A 15,472-nucleotide genomic window follows, 5' to 3' on the forward strand; every position below is an offset into this window, starting at 1 on the left:
TTCGCCGCCGTGTCCCCAGCCAGGTCGCCGGCGTCGGCGAGGATCCGCAACCGCAGCTCCACCAGCTGGCCCTCCGCCTCCACCAGCTCCCGCAACGCCGCCGCCTTCTCGCCGGTCGACATGAACGTCGGGTTCGCGTCGGCGACCGCCTTCAGCACCGACCTGACGTCGCAGGCCGCAGCAAGGATCGGATGCGACACCACGGGCCTCCTCCACGTCGACGTACGGGTCGACCACGCACGCGCGGTCGAATCGATGGTCGTCGCTCCTGGAGGCCCGGATCACGGACTATTACTCACCCTCGCAACTCGCCCTCCGAGCCCGGGTTGAGCGCACTGGTGACTGAGTCCTGGTGGCCCGGATCTGTGGGAGAACGTGCCACCAGTCTACGCGCACCAAACAGTATTCGCAAGCATGTTCGACGCTTGCGTCACGCCACCAGGACGAACGACCCCAACGCCACGAGCCACGAGGCGAACGACCCGAGCAGGAAGTACTCGGTCATCTCGTGGACGGTCTGCTGCTCGTGGCGGGAGGACAGCTCGGGGAAGCGGAGCAGCCCCTTCGCCGCGACGACCACGCTGGCGGCGGTCACCTGGCCGCCGAGGGCGAGGGCGAGGATGAAGACCCGCTCGAGCGGACCGAGGAGCCGGCCACCCTTGAGCTGGGTCGGCGGCATCCCTCCGTCGGATCGCGGGTTGATGGTGCCGGTCGCCTTCAGCACCAGCCGGACCAGGACGTTGCCGGTGGAGAGCTGGATGGCGAAGGCGCCGAGGAGCAGCAGGAACCGGTCTGCCGAGACGGTGCTCAGGTCGGCGACGGCCAGCGAGTCCAGCCACCGCGCGAGCGGCCCGCCGGCGGAGGACGCCAGTCCGGAGCAGGCGATCGCTCCCACCAGTGACGCCACGAAGACGGCGAGCGGCAGGCGGGCCGCCTTAGGCCCGGGGTGGCCGAAGCCCCACGTGACGCTGAGGCCCCACACCAGCACGACGGCGACGATCACGACCAGAGCGGCGACGTCGCGTCCGGACGTCAGGCCTGCGAGCAGGCCGACGCAGAGTGCCATCAGCGCGCCGACGCACTCGGGCAGGTAGCGCGTGCGGCGCACCGAGTGGGTCAGGTCGGTCACGGCGAAGCCGATCAGCAGGATCCCGAGCCAGCTCATCGATCTCCTCCCCCAGTTCCCGCGCCGAGCTCGACAGGTGTGAGCAGGTCGTGTGCGGCGACGATCGCCGCCAGTCCGTCGGCACGCACCCGCTGCGACACCGCGGACGCGCTGATCCCCAACGCCTCTGCGACGTCGCGCTGGGTCACGTGTGACAGCAGACCACGCAGCACCGACACCGAGCGCTCCGACAGGCCGGTGACCCGCTCGTCGCGCAGCACGAGCCCGGCGTTGACCAGCCCGGCGTCCGGCCCGCCCCGGGCGCCGTCCGCGACGACGTACGCCGTCCGGAGCCAGCGGTGGGCGGCACTGGCTCCGGCGCTCGCCGCCGCCTCGATGGCAGCGCGGGCGGCCCACCAGCCCGGACCGTCCTCGATCCCCGCCTCCTCGTCGAGGATGGTCGTCGCTCCCCAGCCGATGCCGTGGCGGATGTCGTACGCCGGCAGCAGCCGCACCCGGACGAGCAGCGTGGCCTGCACGGCCTCGGCGACCGTCGTGAACGACCCCTGGTGCTCGTCGCCGACGGTGATCCTCATCGGCTGCAGCGGGTGGAGCAGGTCGTTGACCTCGGCGAGGGCCGCCTCGAGGTGCTGGTGCAGGACGGTGCGGTCCTGCGATGATCGGGACCCGACGAGGTCCCCGATCAGGGTGGCGACAGCGGTCTCGGGCATCCCTCGATGATGAAGGTTATTGCTTCATTTGTCCATGGATGAAGCCAAATGCTTCATTCCCAGAACACCCGCTCCACCACCGCGTGCGCCCGCCTCGTCGTCCGGAGGTAGTCGTTGACCATCTGGTCCGACGCTCCTTGCGGATAGCCCAGCACCTGCGCGACCGCCGCCCGTTCGCGGGAGTCGCGGGGCAGCTGGTCGGCGGGTCGGCCCCGGACGAGGGTCACGGCGTTGCGCACCCGGCTCACCAGCCGCCACGCCTCCGCCAGGGTCTCGGCGTCCTCCGAGGAGATCAGGTCGGCGTCGACCGCCGCCTGCAGCGCGGGCAGCGTCTGGGGCGTGCGCAGCCCTTGCACCCTGCCGGCGTGGCGCATCTGCAGCAGCTGCACCGTCCACTCGACGTCGGCCAGGCCGCCGCGCCCGAGCTTGAGGTGGGTGTGGCGGTCGGCGCCGCGCGGGAGCCGCTCGTCGTCGACGCGCGCCTTGATCCGGCGTACCTCCACGACCGCGGACTCGGGGATTCCCTCCGCCGGGAAGCGCAACGGGTCGATGAGCTCGGTGAAGCGGGCGCGCAGGTCGGCGTCGCCCGCGATGGCGTCGGCCCGGAGCAACGCCTGGAACTCCCACACGTGCGACCACTTCTTGTAGTAGGCGGCGTAGGACTCGACGGTGCGCACCATCGGACCGTTCTTGCCCTCCGGGCGGAGGTCGGCGTCGACCTCCAGCGGGGGGTCGCTCGCCGGCAGTGACAGCAGACGTCGTACCTCCGCGACCACGGCGGTGGCGTACGACGACGCGGCCTGGGCCTCGACGCCCTCGGCCGGCTCGTGGACGAACATCACGTCGGCGTCGCTGCCGTAGGACAGCTCGAAGCCGCCGTATCGCCCCATGGCGATCACGGCGATCCGGCTGGCGGGGACGTCCAGCCCACGCTGCCGGCGTACGGACTCGGTCGCGATGTCGAGCGTGGCCTGGAGCGTCGCGTCGGTGAGCCGGCTCAGGCCCTGCCCGACCACCGCCACGTCGGTGCCCGCGACGAGGTCGCCACACGCGATCCGCAGCAGCTCCCGACGGCGTACGGCACGCACCGCCACGACCGCCGCCTCGGGCGTCTCGGCCCGCTCGATCAGCGCCTGCATCTCCGCCAGCGCGGCCTCGGCGCTCAGCGGGACGAGCGACTCCCCCAGCATCTTCACGCCCTGCGGCTCGCGCTCGAGAAGGTCGGTCGCGTAGCGCGACGTGCCGAGGACGACGGCGAGCCGCTGGGCGACCTCGCCCTCGTCGCGCAGCATCGTCAGGTACCACGGGCTGCGGCCCAGGCTCTCGCTGATCCGGCGGAAGCCGAACAGCCCGGCGTCCGGGTCGGGCGAGTCCGCGAACCACTCCAGCAGGACCGGCAGCAACGTGCGCTGGATGTCGGAGGTGCGCGAGACGCCGCTGGTCAGCGCCTCGAGGTGGCGCAGCGCGGCCCGCGGGTCGGCGTAGCCCAGCGCGGACAGCCGGGCCTCCGCCGCCTCCAGCGACAGCCGCGCCTCGGAGCCAGGCAGCTTGGCGACCGCGCCGAGCAGCGGGCGGTAGAAGAGCTTTTCGTGGAGCCGGCGCACCTCGCGCCGGTGGTGGCGCCACTGGCGGTCGAGCTGGGCGGCCGGCTCGGAGAAGATGCCGATCGACCGGCCGAGCCGGCGCAGGGACGCCTCGTCGTCGGGAAGGACGTGCGTCCGCCGCAGCTGGTGCAGCTGGATCCGGTGCTCGAGGATGCGGAGGAAGGTGTAGGCCTCGTGGAGCTTCTCGCCGTCCTCACGGCCGACGTAGCCGCCCTCGCTGAGGCGAGCCAGCGCGCTCAGCGTCGCTCCCTCCCGCAGCGACGGGTCGGACCGGCCGTGCACGAGCTGCAGGAGCTGCACGGCGAACTCGACGTCGCGCAGCCCGCCCGAGCCGAGCTTGATCTGCCGCTCCGCCTCGTGGGCCGGGATGTGGTCGACCACCCGACGACGCATCGCCTGCACGTCGGTCACGAAGCCGTCGCGACCGGCGGCGCTCCACACCATCGGCGCGACCATCTCGCAGTAGCGGCGCCCCAGCTCGGCATCGCCGGCCACCGGCCGTGCCTTGAGCAGCGCCTGGAACTCCCACGTCTTGGCCCACTTCTCGTAGTAGCCCTGGTGGCTGGCGAGCGTCCGCACGAGCGGGCCCTGGCTGCCCTCGGGCCGCAGGTTGGCGTCGACCGGCCAGATCGTGCCCTCGCGGGTGTGGTCGGAGCAGATGCGCATCAGGTGCGAGGCCAGCTGGGTGGCTGCCCGCAGGGCGACGCCGTCGTCAGCACCGCCGGACCCGGACTCCACCGGCTCGTGGACGAAGACCACGTCGACGTCGGAGATGTAGTTGAGCTCGTGGCCACCGCACTTGCCCATCGCGATGACCGCGAGGCGCACGGCGTGCGCGGGCTCGCCGACCCGGGCACGGGCGACGGCGAGCGCGCCGTCGAGGGTCGCGGCGGCGAGGTCGGAGATCTCGGCGGCGGCGTCGTCCAGACCGACGTGGTGGGCGAGGTCGCGCGAGGCCAGTCGAAGCAGGTGGCGGCGGTACTCCACCCGCAGCGCGTCCACCGCCTCCTTGTCCGGCAGCCCGGCCACCGGCTCGGCGGCGTGGGGGTCGGCGCCGACCGCGGTCAGCATCGCCTCGCGCAGGGCGTACGCCGGGGTGCGGGTGCTGCCCAGCGTCGGGTCGGTCAGCTCACGCCAGTGCTCCGGGTGCCGCACGAGGTGGTGGGCGAGCGCGGTGCTCGCGCCGAGCACGCTGCACAGCCGCATGGCGGTGCCCTCGTCGTCGGCGACCTCGGTGAGCATCTCCCGCCCGGCACCCGCCGCCTGCTCGTCGAGGGCGTCGACCAGCCGCAGCAGCCCGTCGAGCGCGGCATCGGGGTCGGCGGCCGCGGCGAGCTCGTCGGTCAGCGGGGGGCCGGGGTCGCCGAGGCGCTCGATCCCGCGGGCCGCCGCGGCTCCGTCGACGAAGCCCTTGCGGACGTAGGTCCCAGCGGACGTCATCGGAGAAGTGCCGGGCTCAGAGGACCGGCAGCATCCGGTCGCGCTCATAGGCGGAGACCTGGGTGCGGTACTCCTCCCACTCGGCGCGCTTGTTGCGCAGGAAGAAGTCGAAGACGTGCTCCCCGAGCGTCTCGGCCAGCAGCTCGGAGTCCTCGGCGATGCCGATCGCGTCCCAGAGGCTGCGCGGCAGGGGCGAGATCCCCAGCGCCTTGCGCTCGCGCTCGGTCAGCGACCAGACGTCGTCCTCGGCCTCGCGCGGCAGCTCGTAGCCCTCCTCGATCCCCTTCATGCCGGCGCCGAGGACCACGGCGAAGGCGAGGTAGGGGTTGCAGGCGGGGTCGATCGTGCGGAGCTCGACACGGGTCGACTGGCCCTTGTTGGGCTTGTACATCGGCACGCGCACCATCGCGGAGCGGTTGTTGTGGCCCCAGCAGACGCCCGACGGGGCCTCGCCGCCGCCGAGCAGCCGCTTGTAGGAGTTGACCCACTGGTTGGTGACGACGCTGATCTCGCTGGCGTGGCGCAGGATGCCGGCGATGAACTGCCGACCGGTCCTGGAGAGCTGGTACTGCGCGCCGGCCTCGAAGAAGGCGTTGCGGTCGCCCTCGAAGAGCGACACGTGGGTGTGCATGCCCGACCCGGGGTGCGTCGTGAACGGCTTGGGCATGAAGGACGCCCAGATGCCCTGGCCGAGCGCGACCTCGCGGATCACGGTGCGGAAGGTCATGATGTTGTCGGCGGTGGTGAGCGCGTCGGCGTAGCGCAGGTCGATCTCCTGCTGGCCCGGGCCGCCCTCGTGGTGGCTGAACTCCACCGAGATGCCCATCGCCTCGAGCATCGTGATCGCCTCGCGGCGGAAGTCGGCACCACGCGACTGCGCGGTGTGGTCGAAGAACCCGCTGCGATCGACCGGCTCCGGCTCGTCACCCTTCCCGGGCACGTCCTTGAAGAGGTAGAACTCGATCTCGGGGTGCGTGTAGAAGGTGAACCCCTTGTCCGCGGCCGCGCTCAGCGTGCGCTTCAGCACGTGCCGCGGGTCGGCGTACGACGGGCTTCCGTCGGGCATCACGATGTCGCAGAACATGCGGGCCGTGGCCGGGCCGCCGTCCTCGCCGGTGCGCCAGGGCAGGATCTGGAACGTCGACGCGTCGGGGTGGGCGAGCATGTCGGACTCGTAGACGCGGGCGAAGCCCTCGATGGCCGAGCCGTCGAAGCCGATGCCCTCCTCGAAGGCGTTCTCGAGCTCGGCCGGGGCCACGCTCACGCTCTTGAGGAAGCCCAGCACGTCGGTGAACCACAGTCGTACGAACCGGACGTCGCGCTCCTCGAGCGCCCGGAGCACGAAGTCCTCTTGCTTGCCCATGGCACCACCCTATGGGCACGGTCGGCCCCCCTCCTGCGGTAGGCCGCGGAGTGGGCCGGGACGCGGGGGCTAGTAGCCGGAATCGGCCGGTAGGCCGCGGCTGATCATCGCCTCGCGCGCCGCGCGGTCACCGACGTGCATGTCCCGCAGGATGCGACGGAGCTGCGCTTCGTCGGGGATCAACCCGAACCGCAGGTGGATCCCCGGCGGGTCGGGCTCGCGATCCATCGGCAGCAGGAGCCGGGACAGCTTCCAGCGGTACGACGAGGCGTCGCGCGTGGCCGTGATCACCAGCGCTCCCCACCGGGTGCCGAGGTGCTCGTGCACCACCGCGCCGACATCGTCCCAACCCAGCTCGGAGTCGATGCCCGGCCCGTGGAGCTGGATCAGGTCGGCCGAGATCCGCAGCTCGGGCCGACGCAGCGCCACCCTCCAGAACTCGACTGCCAGGACCAACATGAACAGGGCGAGCGCAGTGCAGAGCACGGCCACACCTGGGTTGCCGCCGAGCACGGCACCGAGGGCGAACCCGATCCCGAGCGTGGTGCTCACCATCGCGACGGCCGGCACCTGTCCTCGCTCGCCGATGCGCATGCTCCACGCCGGTCGCTGCTGGAGCTGTGCCTGCTGCCAGGTCGTGACACTGCGCCGCTGGGCGAGGACGACCATCACCGCCACGGACAGCATGAACGCACCGATGACGAGGTTGAGGAGCCGCCGCTCCTCGCTCGTGGCAGCCAGGTAGAGCCCTGCGGCACCGATCAGGCCGGTGATCAGGGCGGTGAAGATCCCGACGGGACGGGAGGTGAAGGCGTTGCTCCCCGCCATCCGCTCAGAAGATCGAGTCAAAGACGTCTCCCACTCCCTCGCCGACGGCACTGAAGGTCTCGCCGACCTCCTCGAAGCCGTCGACGACCGCGCCGCCCCAGTCGCCGAGGGTGTCGGCGCCGGAGTCGAAGAGGCTGTCGATCGCCCCGGAGGTGAAGGCGCCCACCAGCGTACCGACGGCTGCGCCGACGACGACACCGGCAGCGGTGCCGACACCTGGGACGGGGACGAAGCTGCCGATCATCCCACCGAAGTAGGCGCCTGACAGTGCGCCGGCCGCGATGGAGGCGACGGCGGGAACGGCATTGGACGTGATGGCCTGGGTAGCGCCCTCCTCCTCCCAGTCGGACGCGATGCCGTATCCCGCGGCGGCGATGTCGATGACCCACAGTCCGCGGGTCAGGCCCTTGGGCAGCTCCCAGCTGGACAGCGCCCGCCGCGCCGACGGGTGGGCGTCGTCGAGGCGGTCGGCCTCGTCCATGAGGTCGTAGAAGTGACCGGGGTCGGTGATCCGGCCGTCGGGGGTCCGCAGCGCGTCCGCGTGGGCACGCAGCTCGGCAGCGCGCGTCAGCATCCGGTCGACCTCACCGGTGAGGTGGGGCGTCGCGCGGCGGATGAGCTCGAGCTGGATGCCCGCCGAGATGAGCTGGCCCGAGAGGCCGACGTACTCCGAGTCGTGGCGCTGCCACGCCGAGGCCCCTGCCTCGAGGGCGCGCTGCCAGGCGTCCCACGCCGCGGTGGCGTCCTCGACGCACTGGTTCCAGACCTCGACCTTCACGTTGTGGCGCCGGACGGCGGCGTCCCGCGCCTCCCAGGCGTCCCACTCCGAGGGCGTGGCGTCGGGGGCAGGCGACTGGCCGGCGGAGGGCGGCCCGTCGCCGGGGTTGCGCACCGTGAAGCCGTCGACCACGAGGTCGCCCTCGCGCGCAGCGGTGCGCACGTCGGCCATGGCGTCCTTGGCCGTGCGCATGTCCTCGGCGAGGTCGTCGACGAGCGTCGCGACGTGACCGGTGATCGACGCGCCGTCGTCGCCGGACCGCGCCAGCTCGCGGGCGCGCCCGCTGAACGCCGTGCCCGCCTCGCCCTGCCAGTCGCCGGCCGCGTCGGTGCGCTGCTGCGCGACCGTGGTGGCCAGGTCGTCGAACCCGGCGCGCAGGTCCTGGCGCAGCCACCGGGCCACGGCACGGACGTTGGCGACCTCGCCCTCGATCTCGGTGTCGAGGTCAGCCATCGGCGTCCACCCCGTTGATCAGGAACGACGCCGCCTCGTGGGCGTCGACGGTGGCGACCGTGCTGTTGCAGTCCTCCACGGCGGCCGCGATGGTCGTCGACTCGAAGGCGAGCCGGGCAGCCGCGTCGCTGGCCGCGGCCAGGATCATCAGCAGCAGCGGCTCGGCCTGTCCGGTGCCGCCCGCACCGGGGCGCGAGGTGCCGACGGAGTCGAAGGTCGACCCCGCCTGCCCGAGCTGCTCGGCGACCCGGGTCAGGGTGGCGTGGTCGACGACCAGGCTGGAGGCGCCGCCCCCGCCACCGCCGCCGTCCGCGGCGCTCATGCGCGCACCCCGGCCTCCGGTGCGCGACGCTCCTCGGGCACGTAGACATCGGTGTAGACGATGTCGAACGGCCGCACGTCGTAGAGCATCTGGAGGTTCTGCAGCGGCAGCCCGAACCACGGCTGGTCCTCACCCTGGCACGCCTGCAGCCGGTCGAGCGAGGAGTAGACGAGCAGGGCGGTGCGCCCGTCCTTCGTCTGGCGGTAGACCGCCTCGGCGTACCTCCCGTCGGTCACGTGGGACACGCACGGGATGTACAGGAAGGGCGGGTAGTCCCGCGGAAGCCTGCGCGGCTCCGCGGGACCGGTCGCGGTGACGTCGTCGCTCATGCGGAGGATCCTCCCCCGCACCCGCGTCCCGGAAACGTCCGGGTTGCATCCGGACGCATCGAGCGGCAGGTCTAGCGGCAGATGTTGACGTCCTGCGAGCCCAGCACGCCCTCGTGGACCTCACGCATGGGCGGGAGCCAGCTCGTGGTGGTGGGGACGAAGGCGATGCTGCCGTCGACCTCCTTCCTCTGGCCGGGCACGCGCACCTTCTCCACGACGAGCGGTACGACGACCTCGCGGCCGCGCACGCCCTCCCAGCAGGCCGACGCCTTCTTCTTGGTCACCGCCTCCTCGAGGGTGACGGTGTCGCCGACGCGCTCGCCGTTGTAGCGCCACGCGACGGTGGTGCGGTAGCCGGTGAAGCCCTCCCAGGGCGCGACCACGGTGGCCGACATGCCCCAGGTGCGGCGGGTCGGGATCCGGAAGGTGACCTCGCCGGCGCGTACCTCCTTGGTGCGCGACTGCCAGACGTGGACGACGTCGGCGTCGAGCGTGCTGCGCGCGTTGACCAGCTGGACCTCGCAGCCCTCGCAGCCGTCGACGGTGAAGGTCAGCGTGGTGCGCGCGGCGGCGCTGCGGTCGTCGGTCTGGGCCCGGGCGGGCTGGGCCTGGGCAGGCGCCGAGGCCAGCGAGCCGGCCAGGAGGGCCGCGCTCGCGAGCGCGGTGGTGCGGGCCAGGACGGCGGTGCGGTGGGTCATCTCGGTCTCCCCGTGAGGTGGTCTGTCGCTGACTGGACGCACCTGCCGTCGAGAAGGTTGCACCCCGGTCCGGCGGGCCGTCAGTCCTCGCCCAGGGTGTTGCGCTCGAGCTCGGCGAGCGTGGGGCGGCCACGGTTGCAGAAGACCTCGAGGTCGACGGAGTTGCGTCCGTCGCTGAAGACCGCGTCGACGTCGTCGTCCGGACCCTTCTCCCAGCTGACGATGCGCCAGCCGGCGTCCTTGTCAGGGCGTACGCCGACGCCGTAGGCCCACGTGTCGCGGCACTCGACGAGGAAGGCCCCCCACTCCCCCGAGATCTCCTCGGACACGGCCGGGCCCTCGGGCTCGGGCACCGACGCCGACGGCACCGAGACGTCGCGGGCGACCTCGTCGCCCACGGGACCGCGGTCGCGGATCGTGGCGCCGACGGTCGACACGGCGAAGACGCCGACGAGCACGGCGACCACCGTGGTGGCGGCCCACAGGCCGACGAGCAGCATCCGACGTCTCACGGGTCCATGGTGCCCGCCCGCACGACAGCGTGAGGTGAGGCGGTGGTTAAGGCACTGCTAAGGCTCGCTGGTCGTGCGTACCAGGCGGGTGGCGGACGGTACGGTCGCGGCGTGGCCGAGGTGCTGATCATCGAGGACGACGACCGGATCCGGCCGTTGCTCGTGCGCGGCCTGCGCGAGTGCGGGCACACCGTGACCTCTGCGCCCACCGGGATGGGCGGCCTGCAGCTCGCGGTCGACTCCGGTCCCGACCTCGTCGTTCTGGACCTCGGGCTGCCCGACGTCGACGGCACCCAGGTGCTCTCCATGCTCCGCGCGGTCAGCCAGGTCCCGGTGATCATCGCCAGCGCCCGTGCCGACGACCCGTCGCTGGTGGGCGCGCTCGACGCCGGCGCCGACGACTACGTCGTCAAGCCGTTCACCAGCGCCCAGCTCGACGCCCGCATCCGTGCGGTCCTGCGCCGGGTAGAGGCGGGCCGGCAGCGGCCCTCGACCATCACCGTCGGCGGCCTCGCCGTCGACCTCGCGGGGCGACGGGTGCACCTCGACGGCGTCGAGGTCGAGCTCACGCCGCGCGAGTTCGACCTGCTCGCCCACCTCGTCGAGCGGCCGGGCGAGGTGGTGACCAAGCGCGACCTGCTCGTCGAGGTGTGGCGCCAGCCGTGGGGCGGGTCGGACAAGACGGTCGACGTGCACCTGTCGTGGCTGCGCCGCAAGCTGGGCGAGACCGCGGCCGCCCCGCGCTACCTGACCACGGTGCGCGGCGTCGGCGTACGTCTCGCGGCACCGTCCGACGTGCCCGCGCCGACCGAGGACGACTGAGGTGCGCCGCAGCCTCCTGGTGACCGCGGCCGCGGCCGTCTCGATGGTGCTGCTGGCGATGCTCGTGCCGATGGCGATCCTCGTGCGGAGCTATGCGCTGGAGGACCGGCTGGCCCGGGCGGCCCTCGAGGTGCAGGCCGTCGAGACGGTCGTGTCCGGGCAGGACGCCGGCGCCGTCGGGCAGTACGTCGACCGGCTCAACGACGCGGAGCCGCACACGCAGGTGACCGTGCTCTACCCCGACGGCCTCGAGATCGGACCCGACCGCGGGCAGGACGAGCTGGTCCTCGACGCCCGCAACACCGGTCGCGCCCGCGTCGACGACGTGGCTGGCGGGTCGCAGATCCTCGTGCCGGTGTCGCGCGGCGGCAACTCCGCCCTGCCCTCCCAGACGCCGGTGATCCGCGTGGTCGTCGACGAGCCGGGGATCACCTCGGTGGTCGGTGTCGCCTGGGGCCTGCTGGCCGTGCTGGCCCTGGCGCTGCTGGCCGGCTCGCTGGTGGTCGTCGACCGTCTCGGCCGCTCGTTCGTGATGCCCATCCGCCGGCTCGCCGAGCACACGCAGGCGCTCGGACGCCCTGGCGCGGTCACCCCGGTGGCGGCGATCGACGGGCCGCCCGAGGTGCAGGAGCTCGCCGGTGCCGTCGAACGCCTCACCGGCCGCATCCAGCTGTTGCTCGCGCGCGAGCGCGAGAGCGTCGCCGACCTCTCCCACCGCCTGCGGACGCCCGTCACCGCGCTGCGGCTGCGCGTCGAGACCGTCGACGACCCCGTCCTGCGCGAGCGCCTCTCCGGCGACCTCGACGCACTGCAGGCCACCGTGGACGAGATCGTCCGCGAGGCCCGTCGCTCCGAGCGCGAGGGCCTCGACCCGCGCACCGACGCGGTCGCGGTCCTCGCCGAGCGCGTCCGCCACTGGGAGGCGCTCGCCGAGGAGCAGGGCCGTGCCTACGACCTGCACCTCGCCGCCTCCGGGCCGCTGCTGCGGGCCAGCCGCGCCGACCTGGAGGCGCTGGTCGACGTGCTGCTCGACAACGTCTTCTCCCACACCCCCGACGACGCCGCCGTACGCATCACGCTCGACGCCACCGACGACCTGGTCGAGCTCGTCGTGGAGGACGCCGGTCCCGGGCTGCCCCCCGGCCTTGACGCGACGGGCCGCGGCGAGAGCGGCTCGGGGTCGACCGGCCTGGGCCTCTCCATCGCGGCGCGCACCGCCGAGGACTGTGGCGGCGCGGTCGCGACGGGCGCCTCGGACATGGGAGGAGCCCGGGTCTCCGTCACGCTGCGGACGGACTGACCCGGGCTCCTGCCCGCGACACGGGCTCAGGCCACGGAGATCTTCAGCGAGCAGGCGCCGCCGCCGGCCGGGGTCACCGTGAGCTTGAAGGTGTCCTTTCCGCGGGTGTTCTGGCGGAAGGTGTCGAGGTCGAGCTCGCCCTCGTCGTCGGCCTCGAGGGTGCGGGACACCGCGACCTTGCCGTTGTGGCGGACGGCGACGGTCCACTCGCTGAACGCGCGGGCGTTCTCGATGTCGGCGTCGACGTCGTACCCGCCGCGCTCGCGGTCGACGTTGAGCTCGAACGTCGCCCCGGCGCAGGTGCCGCGTCGCTCGACGTCGGCGCTCGCGGGACCGGCGACGAGCACGGTGGTGCCCGCGGCGGCGGTGGCGACGAGGGTGGTGGCGATGAGCGTCTTCTTCATGGGGTGTCTCCTCAGGTGGGGTGGATCGGGGTGTCGGGGCGGGTGTGGTCAGGAGCCGAGCGTGGCGGTGCAGGGTTCGCCGTCGGCGGGCGTGAAGGTGACGGCGTACGTCGCGTCGCCGGGGTTGCCGTCGCTGTGGGCGTCGACGTCGATCTCGCCGTCCTCGTCGGTGGTGCGGGTGCCGGTGAGCAGGGAGGCGTCGTCGCGCGTCAGCTCGACCTGCCACTCCTCTCCGGGGCCGGCCGACTGCAGCTCGGCGCTCACCTCGGTGCCACCGTCCTCCGCCTCGGCGCTCAGCTCCCAGGTCGCGCCACCGCAGGTGCCGCGCTCGGTGGTCTGGGCCTCGACGGCGTTGCCGACGGCCCACCAGGACCCGAGCCCGACCACGACCGCCGTCGCTGCGACGCCGCCGATGACTGCCTTCTTCTTCTGCACGGTTCCTCCTCGTCGTCCGACGCTCCGGTGCGGCGTCGTGCAAGGAGGTTCGCGCGAGCGCGGCTAACCGCGCTCCAGTCGGTCGTTAAGGGCAGGCAAAGGCGTGGGGCGGGCGGGTGCATGCGGGTGCATGTGTTGTCGGATTCCCCGCTCGAGCGGGGATTCCGACTCCTGGAGGCCTTTGCAACCCCCTCCAAGTGTCAGAACACCCCTACAAGTCGGCCGGACGACGCGCCGACCACGAGCTCAGGAGGCCGGCACGTCCCGGTCGATCTCGGCCAGCCAGGCCGTGCCCTTCGCGTCGCTCGGCATCCGCCAGTCGCCGCGGGGGCTCATCGTGCCGCTGGGGCTGACCTTGGGTCCGTTGGGCAGCGCCGAGCGCTTGAACTGGTTGGCGAAGAACCGCTTGACGAAGACCACCAGCCAGGTGCGGACCTCCTCCAGCGAGTACGCCACCCGCGCGTCCTCGGGAAAGCCGGGCGGCCACTCCCCCGAGTCGAGGTCCTTCCACGCGTGCCAGGCCAGGAACGCGATCTTGCGCGGCCGGAAGCCGTGGCGCACGACCAGCGCGAGGGTGAAGTCCTGCAGGTTGTAGGGCCCGACCGTGTCCTGCGTCGCCTGCGGCTTCTTGCCCTCCTCGACGGGGATCAGCTCGGGGGTGATCTCCAGCTCGAGGATCTCGCCGAGCAGCCGGCCCACGGTCTCGTCGAACTCGCCGTGGCTGATCACCCAGCGGATCAGGTGCTGCACGAGCGTCTTCGGGACGCCGGCGTTGACCGTGTAGTGCGACATCTGGTCGCCCACGCCGTAGGTGCACCAGCCGAGCGCGAGCTCGGAGAGGTCGCCGGTGCCGACGACGATGCCGCCGCGCTGGTTGGCGAGCCGGAAGAGGTAGTCGTAGCGCAGCCCGGCCTGCACGTTCTCGAAGGTGACGTCGTAGACCTTCTCGCCGCGACCGTAGGGGTGTCCCATGTCCTTGAGCATCTGCTCGGCCGCGGGCCGGATGTCGAGCTCCTCGAAGGTCACGCCGAGCGCCTGCGAGAGCCGGGTGGCGTACGACTTGGTGGTCTCCCCCGTCGCGAAGCCGGGCATCGTGAAGGCGAGCACGTCGCTGCGCGGGCGGCCGAGCCGGTCCATCGCCTTGCAGGCGACGATCAGCGCGTGCGTGGAGTCGAGGCCGCCGCTCACGCCGATCACGGCCTTGGGCGAGCCGATGGCGTTGAGCCGCTGCTCAAGGCCGGAGACCTGGATGTTGTAGGCCTCGTAGCAGTCGAGGGCGAGCCGCTCGGCGTCGTCGGGCACGAACGGGTAGCGGTCGACCTTGCGCATCAGACCGATGTCGCCGGTCGGCGGCTCGAGCTCCCACTCGACGGTGCGGAAGCGGTTGACCCGCTCGTGGTGAGTGCGGCGGTTGTCGTCGAAGGTCACCTGACGCATCCGCTCCTGGCGGACGAGATCGAGGTCGACGTCGACGACCGTGCGGCGCGGACCGTCGGGGAACCGCTCGCTCTCGCCGAGCAGCGAGCCGCACTCGTAGACCATCGTCTGGCCGTCCCAGCTCAGGTCGGTCGTCGACTCGCCCTGCCCGGCCGCGGCGTAGACGTACGCCGCTGCGCAGCGCGAGCTCGCACTGCGGACCAGCAGCCGCCGGTCCTCCGCGCGGGCGATCGTAATCGGTGAGCCGCTGAGGTTGGCGAGCACCGTCGCGCCGGCCAGCGCGGCCTCCGCGCTCGGCGGCACCGGCACCCACATGTCCTCGCACACCTCGACGTGCAGGTCGAGGCCCGGGACGTCGAGGCACCGGAAGATCAGGTCGGGCCCGAAGCGCACGTCCTGGCCGGCGACGGTGATCCACTCCAGCTCGCGGTCGTCGCCCGGTGCGAACCATCGCCGCTCGTAGAACTCGCGGTAGTTGGGCAGGTACGACTTCGGGGCCACGCCGAGGATCGAGCCGCGGTGCACGACGACCGCCGCGTTGAAGACCCGGTTGCCGTGCACGACCGGCGCCCCGATCACCAGCATCGTCATCAGGTCGGCGCTCGCCTCGACGATCTCGGAGAGCGCTTCCTCGACGGTCGCGAGCAGCGTGTCCTGCAGGAACAGGTCGTCGACCGAGTAGCCGGTCAGGCACAGCTCGGGGTACACCGCGACGGCGACGGAGTCGTCGTGGCAGGCCCGCGCCTGCTCGATCACGGCAGCTGCGTTGGCGACGGGATCGGCGAGGTGCACCGGCAGGGTCACTGCCGCGATCCGGGCGAAGCCCTGGGCGTAGGCCGAGTAGAAGTCCACGCCGCCACTCTAGGGAAGCCGTGATCGGTCGCTGGTCGAGGAAGGACGAAGTCCTGTCA

15 protein-coding genes and 1 pseudogene are annotated in these 15,472 nt (G+C 72.3%); 2 read left to right on the plus strand and 14 right to left on the minus strand.

The genetic code is table 11. From position 1 onward, the window contains the following. From ACFQW6_RS06830 to ACFQW6_RS06880, 11 genes and pseudogenes are all read right to left on the minus strand, one after another. Nucleotides 1–200: pseudogene (locus ACFQW6_RS06830) on the minus strand (HNH endonuclease); the annotation flags it as partial. A 230-nt stretch (nt 201–430) separates the two neighbouring features. After that, the gene (locus ACFQW6_RS06835) at nt 431–1,165 is read right to left on the minus strand and encodes a hypothetical protein (RefSeq protein ID WP_378542635.1); all 735 of its coding nucleotides are present in this window, start codon (nt 1,163–1,165) and stop codon (nt 431–433) included. Next, nucleotides 1,162–1,836: a SatD family protein gene (locus ACFQW6_RS06840; protein WP_378542637.1), complete on the minus strand. Its 675-nt coding sequence runs from the start codon at nt 1,834–1,836 to the stop codon at nt 1,162–1,164. Before ACFQW6_RS06840 ends, ACFQW6_RS06835 begins: the two co-directional genes overlap by 4 nt. A 53-nt stretch (nt 1,837–1,889) precedes the next feature. Next, nucleotides 1,890–4,880 carry a bifunctional [glutamine synthetase] adenylyltransferase/[glutamine synthetase]-adenylyl-L-tyrosine phosphorylase gene (locus ACFQW6_RS06845; RefSeq protein WP_378542639.1) on the minus strand — a complete coding sequence of 997 codons (2,991 nt, stop codon included), beginning with the start codon at nt 4,878–4,880 and terminating at the stop codon, nt 1,890–1,892. Between the two features lie 16 nt (nt 4,881–4,896). Then, complete coding sequence (locus tag ACFQW6_RS06850) at nt 4,897–6,243, minus strand: glutamine synthetase family protein (RefSeq protein WP_378542641.1); 1,347 nt, start codon at nt 6,241–6,243, stop codon at nt 4,897–4,899. Nucleotides 6,244–6,312: 69 nt separating this feature from the next. Further along, a complete protein-coding gene (locus ACFQW6_RS06855; RefSeq protein WP_378542643.1) occupies nt 6,313–7,071 on the minus strand; it encodes a hypothetical protein in 759 nt (252 codons plus the stop codon). Between the two features lie 4 nt (nt 7,072–7,075). Next, nucleotides 7,076–8,302: a hypothetical protein gene (locus tag ACFQW6_RS06860; protein WP_378542645.1), complete on the minus strand. Its 1,227-nt coding sequence runs from the start codon at nt 8,300–8,302 to the stop codon at nt 7,076–7,078. Then, nucleotides 8,295–8,624 (minus strand): hypothetical protein, encoded by a 330-nt coding sequence (locus ACFQW6_RS06865; RefSeq protein ID WP_378542647.1) that lies wholly within the window; start codon nt 8,622–8,624, stop codon nt 8,295–8,297. The genes ACFQW6_RS06860 and ACFQW6_RS06865 overlap by 8 nt, the downstream gene beginning before the upstream one ends. Then, nucleotides 8,621–8,953, minus strand: a complete 333-nt coding sequence (locus ACFQW6_RS06870) for an SAV_915 family protein (protein ID WP_378542649.1) — start codon at nt 8,951–8,953, stop codon at nt 8,621–8,623. The genes ACFQW6_RS06865 and ACFQW6_RS06870 overlap by 4 nt, the downstream gene beginning before the upstream one ends. A gap of 71 nt (nt 8,954–9,024) precedes the next feature. After that, complete coding sequence (locus ACFQW6_RS06875) at nt 9,025–9,651, minus strand: hypothetical protein (RefSeq protein WP_378542651.1); 627 nt, start codon at nt 9,649–9,651, stop codon at nt 9,025–9,027. A gap of 80 nt (nt 9,652–9,731) precedes the next feature. Then, a complete protein-coding gene (locus ACFQW6_RS06880) occupies nt 9,732–10,163 on the minus strand; it encodes a hypothetical protein (protein ID WP_378542653.1) in 432 nt (143 codons plus the stop codon). Nucleotides 10,164–10,274: 111 nt separating this feature from the next. On the opposite strand from ACFQW6_RS06880, the gene ACFQW6_RS06885 reads away from it, so the two are divergent. Both ACFQW6_RS06885 and ACFQW6_RS06890 read left to right on the plus strand, forming a co-directional pair. Beyond that, a complete protein-coding gene (locus ACFQW6_RS06885) occupies nt 10,275–10,985 on the plus strand; it encodes a response regulator transcription factor (protein WP_378542655.1) in 711 nt (236 codons plus the stop codon). A 1-nt stretch (nt 10,986) separates the two neighbouring features. Beyond that, entirely contained in the window at nt 10,987–12,285 is a 1,299-nt protein-coding gene (locus ACFQW6_RS06890) for a sensor histidine kinase (RefSeq protein ID WP_378542657.1), read from the plus strand. 26 nt (nt 12,286–12,311) lie between these two features. On the opposite strand, the gene ACFQW6_RS06895 is transcribed toward ACFQW6_RS06890, so the two are convergent. The 3 genes from ACFQW6_RS06895 to ACFQW6_RS06905 all read right to left on the minus strand — a co-directional run bounded on the left by ACFQW6_RS06895 (nt 12,312) and on the right by ACFQW6_RS06905 (nt 15,413). Then, entirely contained in the window at nt 12,312–12,689 is a 378-nt protein-coding gene (locus ACFQW6_RS06895) for a hypothetical protein (RefSeq protein WP_378542659.1), read from the minus strand. Between the two features lie 48 nt (nt 12,690–12,737). Next, a complete protein-coding gene (locus ACFQW6_RS06900) occupies nt 12,738–13,124 on the minus strand; it encodes a hypothetical protein (protein ID WP_378542661.1) in 387 nt (128 codons plus the stop codon). A 246-nt stretch (nt 13,125–13,370) separates the two neighbouring features. Continuing rightward, nucleotides 13,371–15,413, minus strand: a complete 2,043-nt coding sequence (locus ACFQW6_RS06905) for an NAD(+) synthase (protein ID WP_378542663.1) — start codon at nt 15,411–15,413, stop codon at nt 13,371–13,373. Nucleotides 15,414–15,472 lie beyond the last annotated feature (59 nt).

The sequence above is a fragment of the Nocardioides sp. GCM10028917 genome (assembly GCF_042666175.1).
Taxonomy (GTDB): domain Bacteria; phylum Actinomycetota; class Actinomycetes; order Propionibacteriales; family Nocardioidaceae; genus Nocardioides.

Excerpts from the sequence above, each read along its gene's own strand:
- ACFQW6_RS06835 (WP_378542635.1), bottom strand. The coding sequence starts at position 1,165 with ATGAGCTGGCTCGGGATCCTGCTGATCGGCTTCGCCGTGACCGACCTG.
- ACFQW6_RS06840 (WP_378542637.1), bottom strand. The coding sequence starts at position 1,836 with ATGCCCGAGACCGCTGTCGCCACCCTGATCGGGGACCTCGTCGGGTCC.
- ACFQW6_RS06845 (WP_378542639.1), bottom strand. The coding sequence starts at position 4,880 with ATGACGTCCGCTGGGACCTACGTCCGCAAGGGCTTCGTCGACGGAGCC.
- ACFQW6_RS06850 (WP_378542641.1), bottom strand. The coding sequence starts at position 6,243 with ATGGGCAAGCAAGAGGACTTCGTGCTCCGGGCGCTCGAGGAGCGCGAC.
- ACFQW6_RS06855 (WP_378542643.1), bottom strand. The coding sequence starts at position 7,071 with ATGGCGGGGAGCAACGCCTTCACCTCCCGTCCCGTCGGGATCTTCACC.
- ACFQW6_RS06860 (WP_378542645.1), bottom strand. The coding sequence starts at position 8,302 with ATGGCTGACCTCGACACCGAGATCGAGGGCGAGGTCGCCAACGTCCGT.
- ACFQW6_RS06865 (WP_378542647.1), bottom strand. The coding sequence starts at position 8,624 with ATGAGCGCCGCGGACGGCGGCGGTGGCGGGGGCGGCGCCTCCAGCCTG.
- ACFQW6_RS06870 (WP_378542649.1), bottom strand. The coding sequence starts at position 8,953 with ATGAGCGACGACGTCACCGCGACCGGTCCCGCGGAGCCGCGCAGGCTT.
- ACFQW6_RS06875 (WP_378542651.1), bottom strand. The coding sequence starts at position 9,651 with ATGACCCACCGCACCGCCGTCCTGGCCCGCACCACCGCGCTCGCGAGC.
- ACFQW6_RS06895 (WP_378542659.1), bottom strand. The coding sequence starts at position 12,689 with ATGAAGAAGACGCTCATCGCCACCACCCTCGTCGCCACCGCCGCCGCG.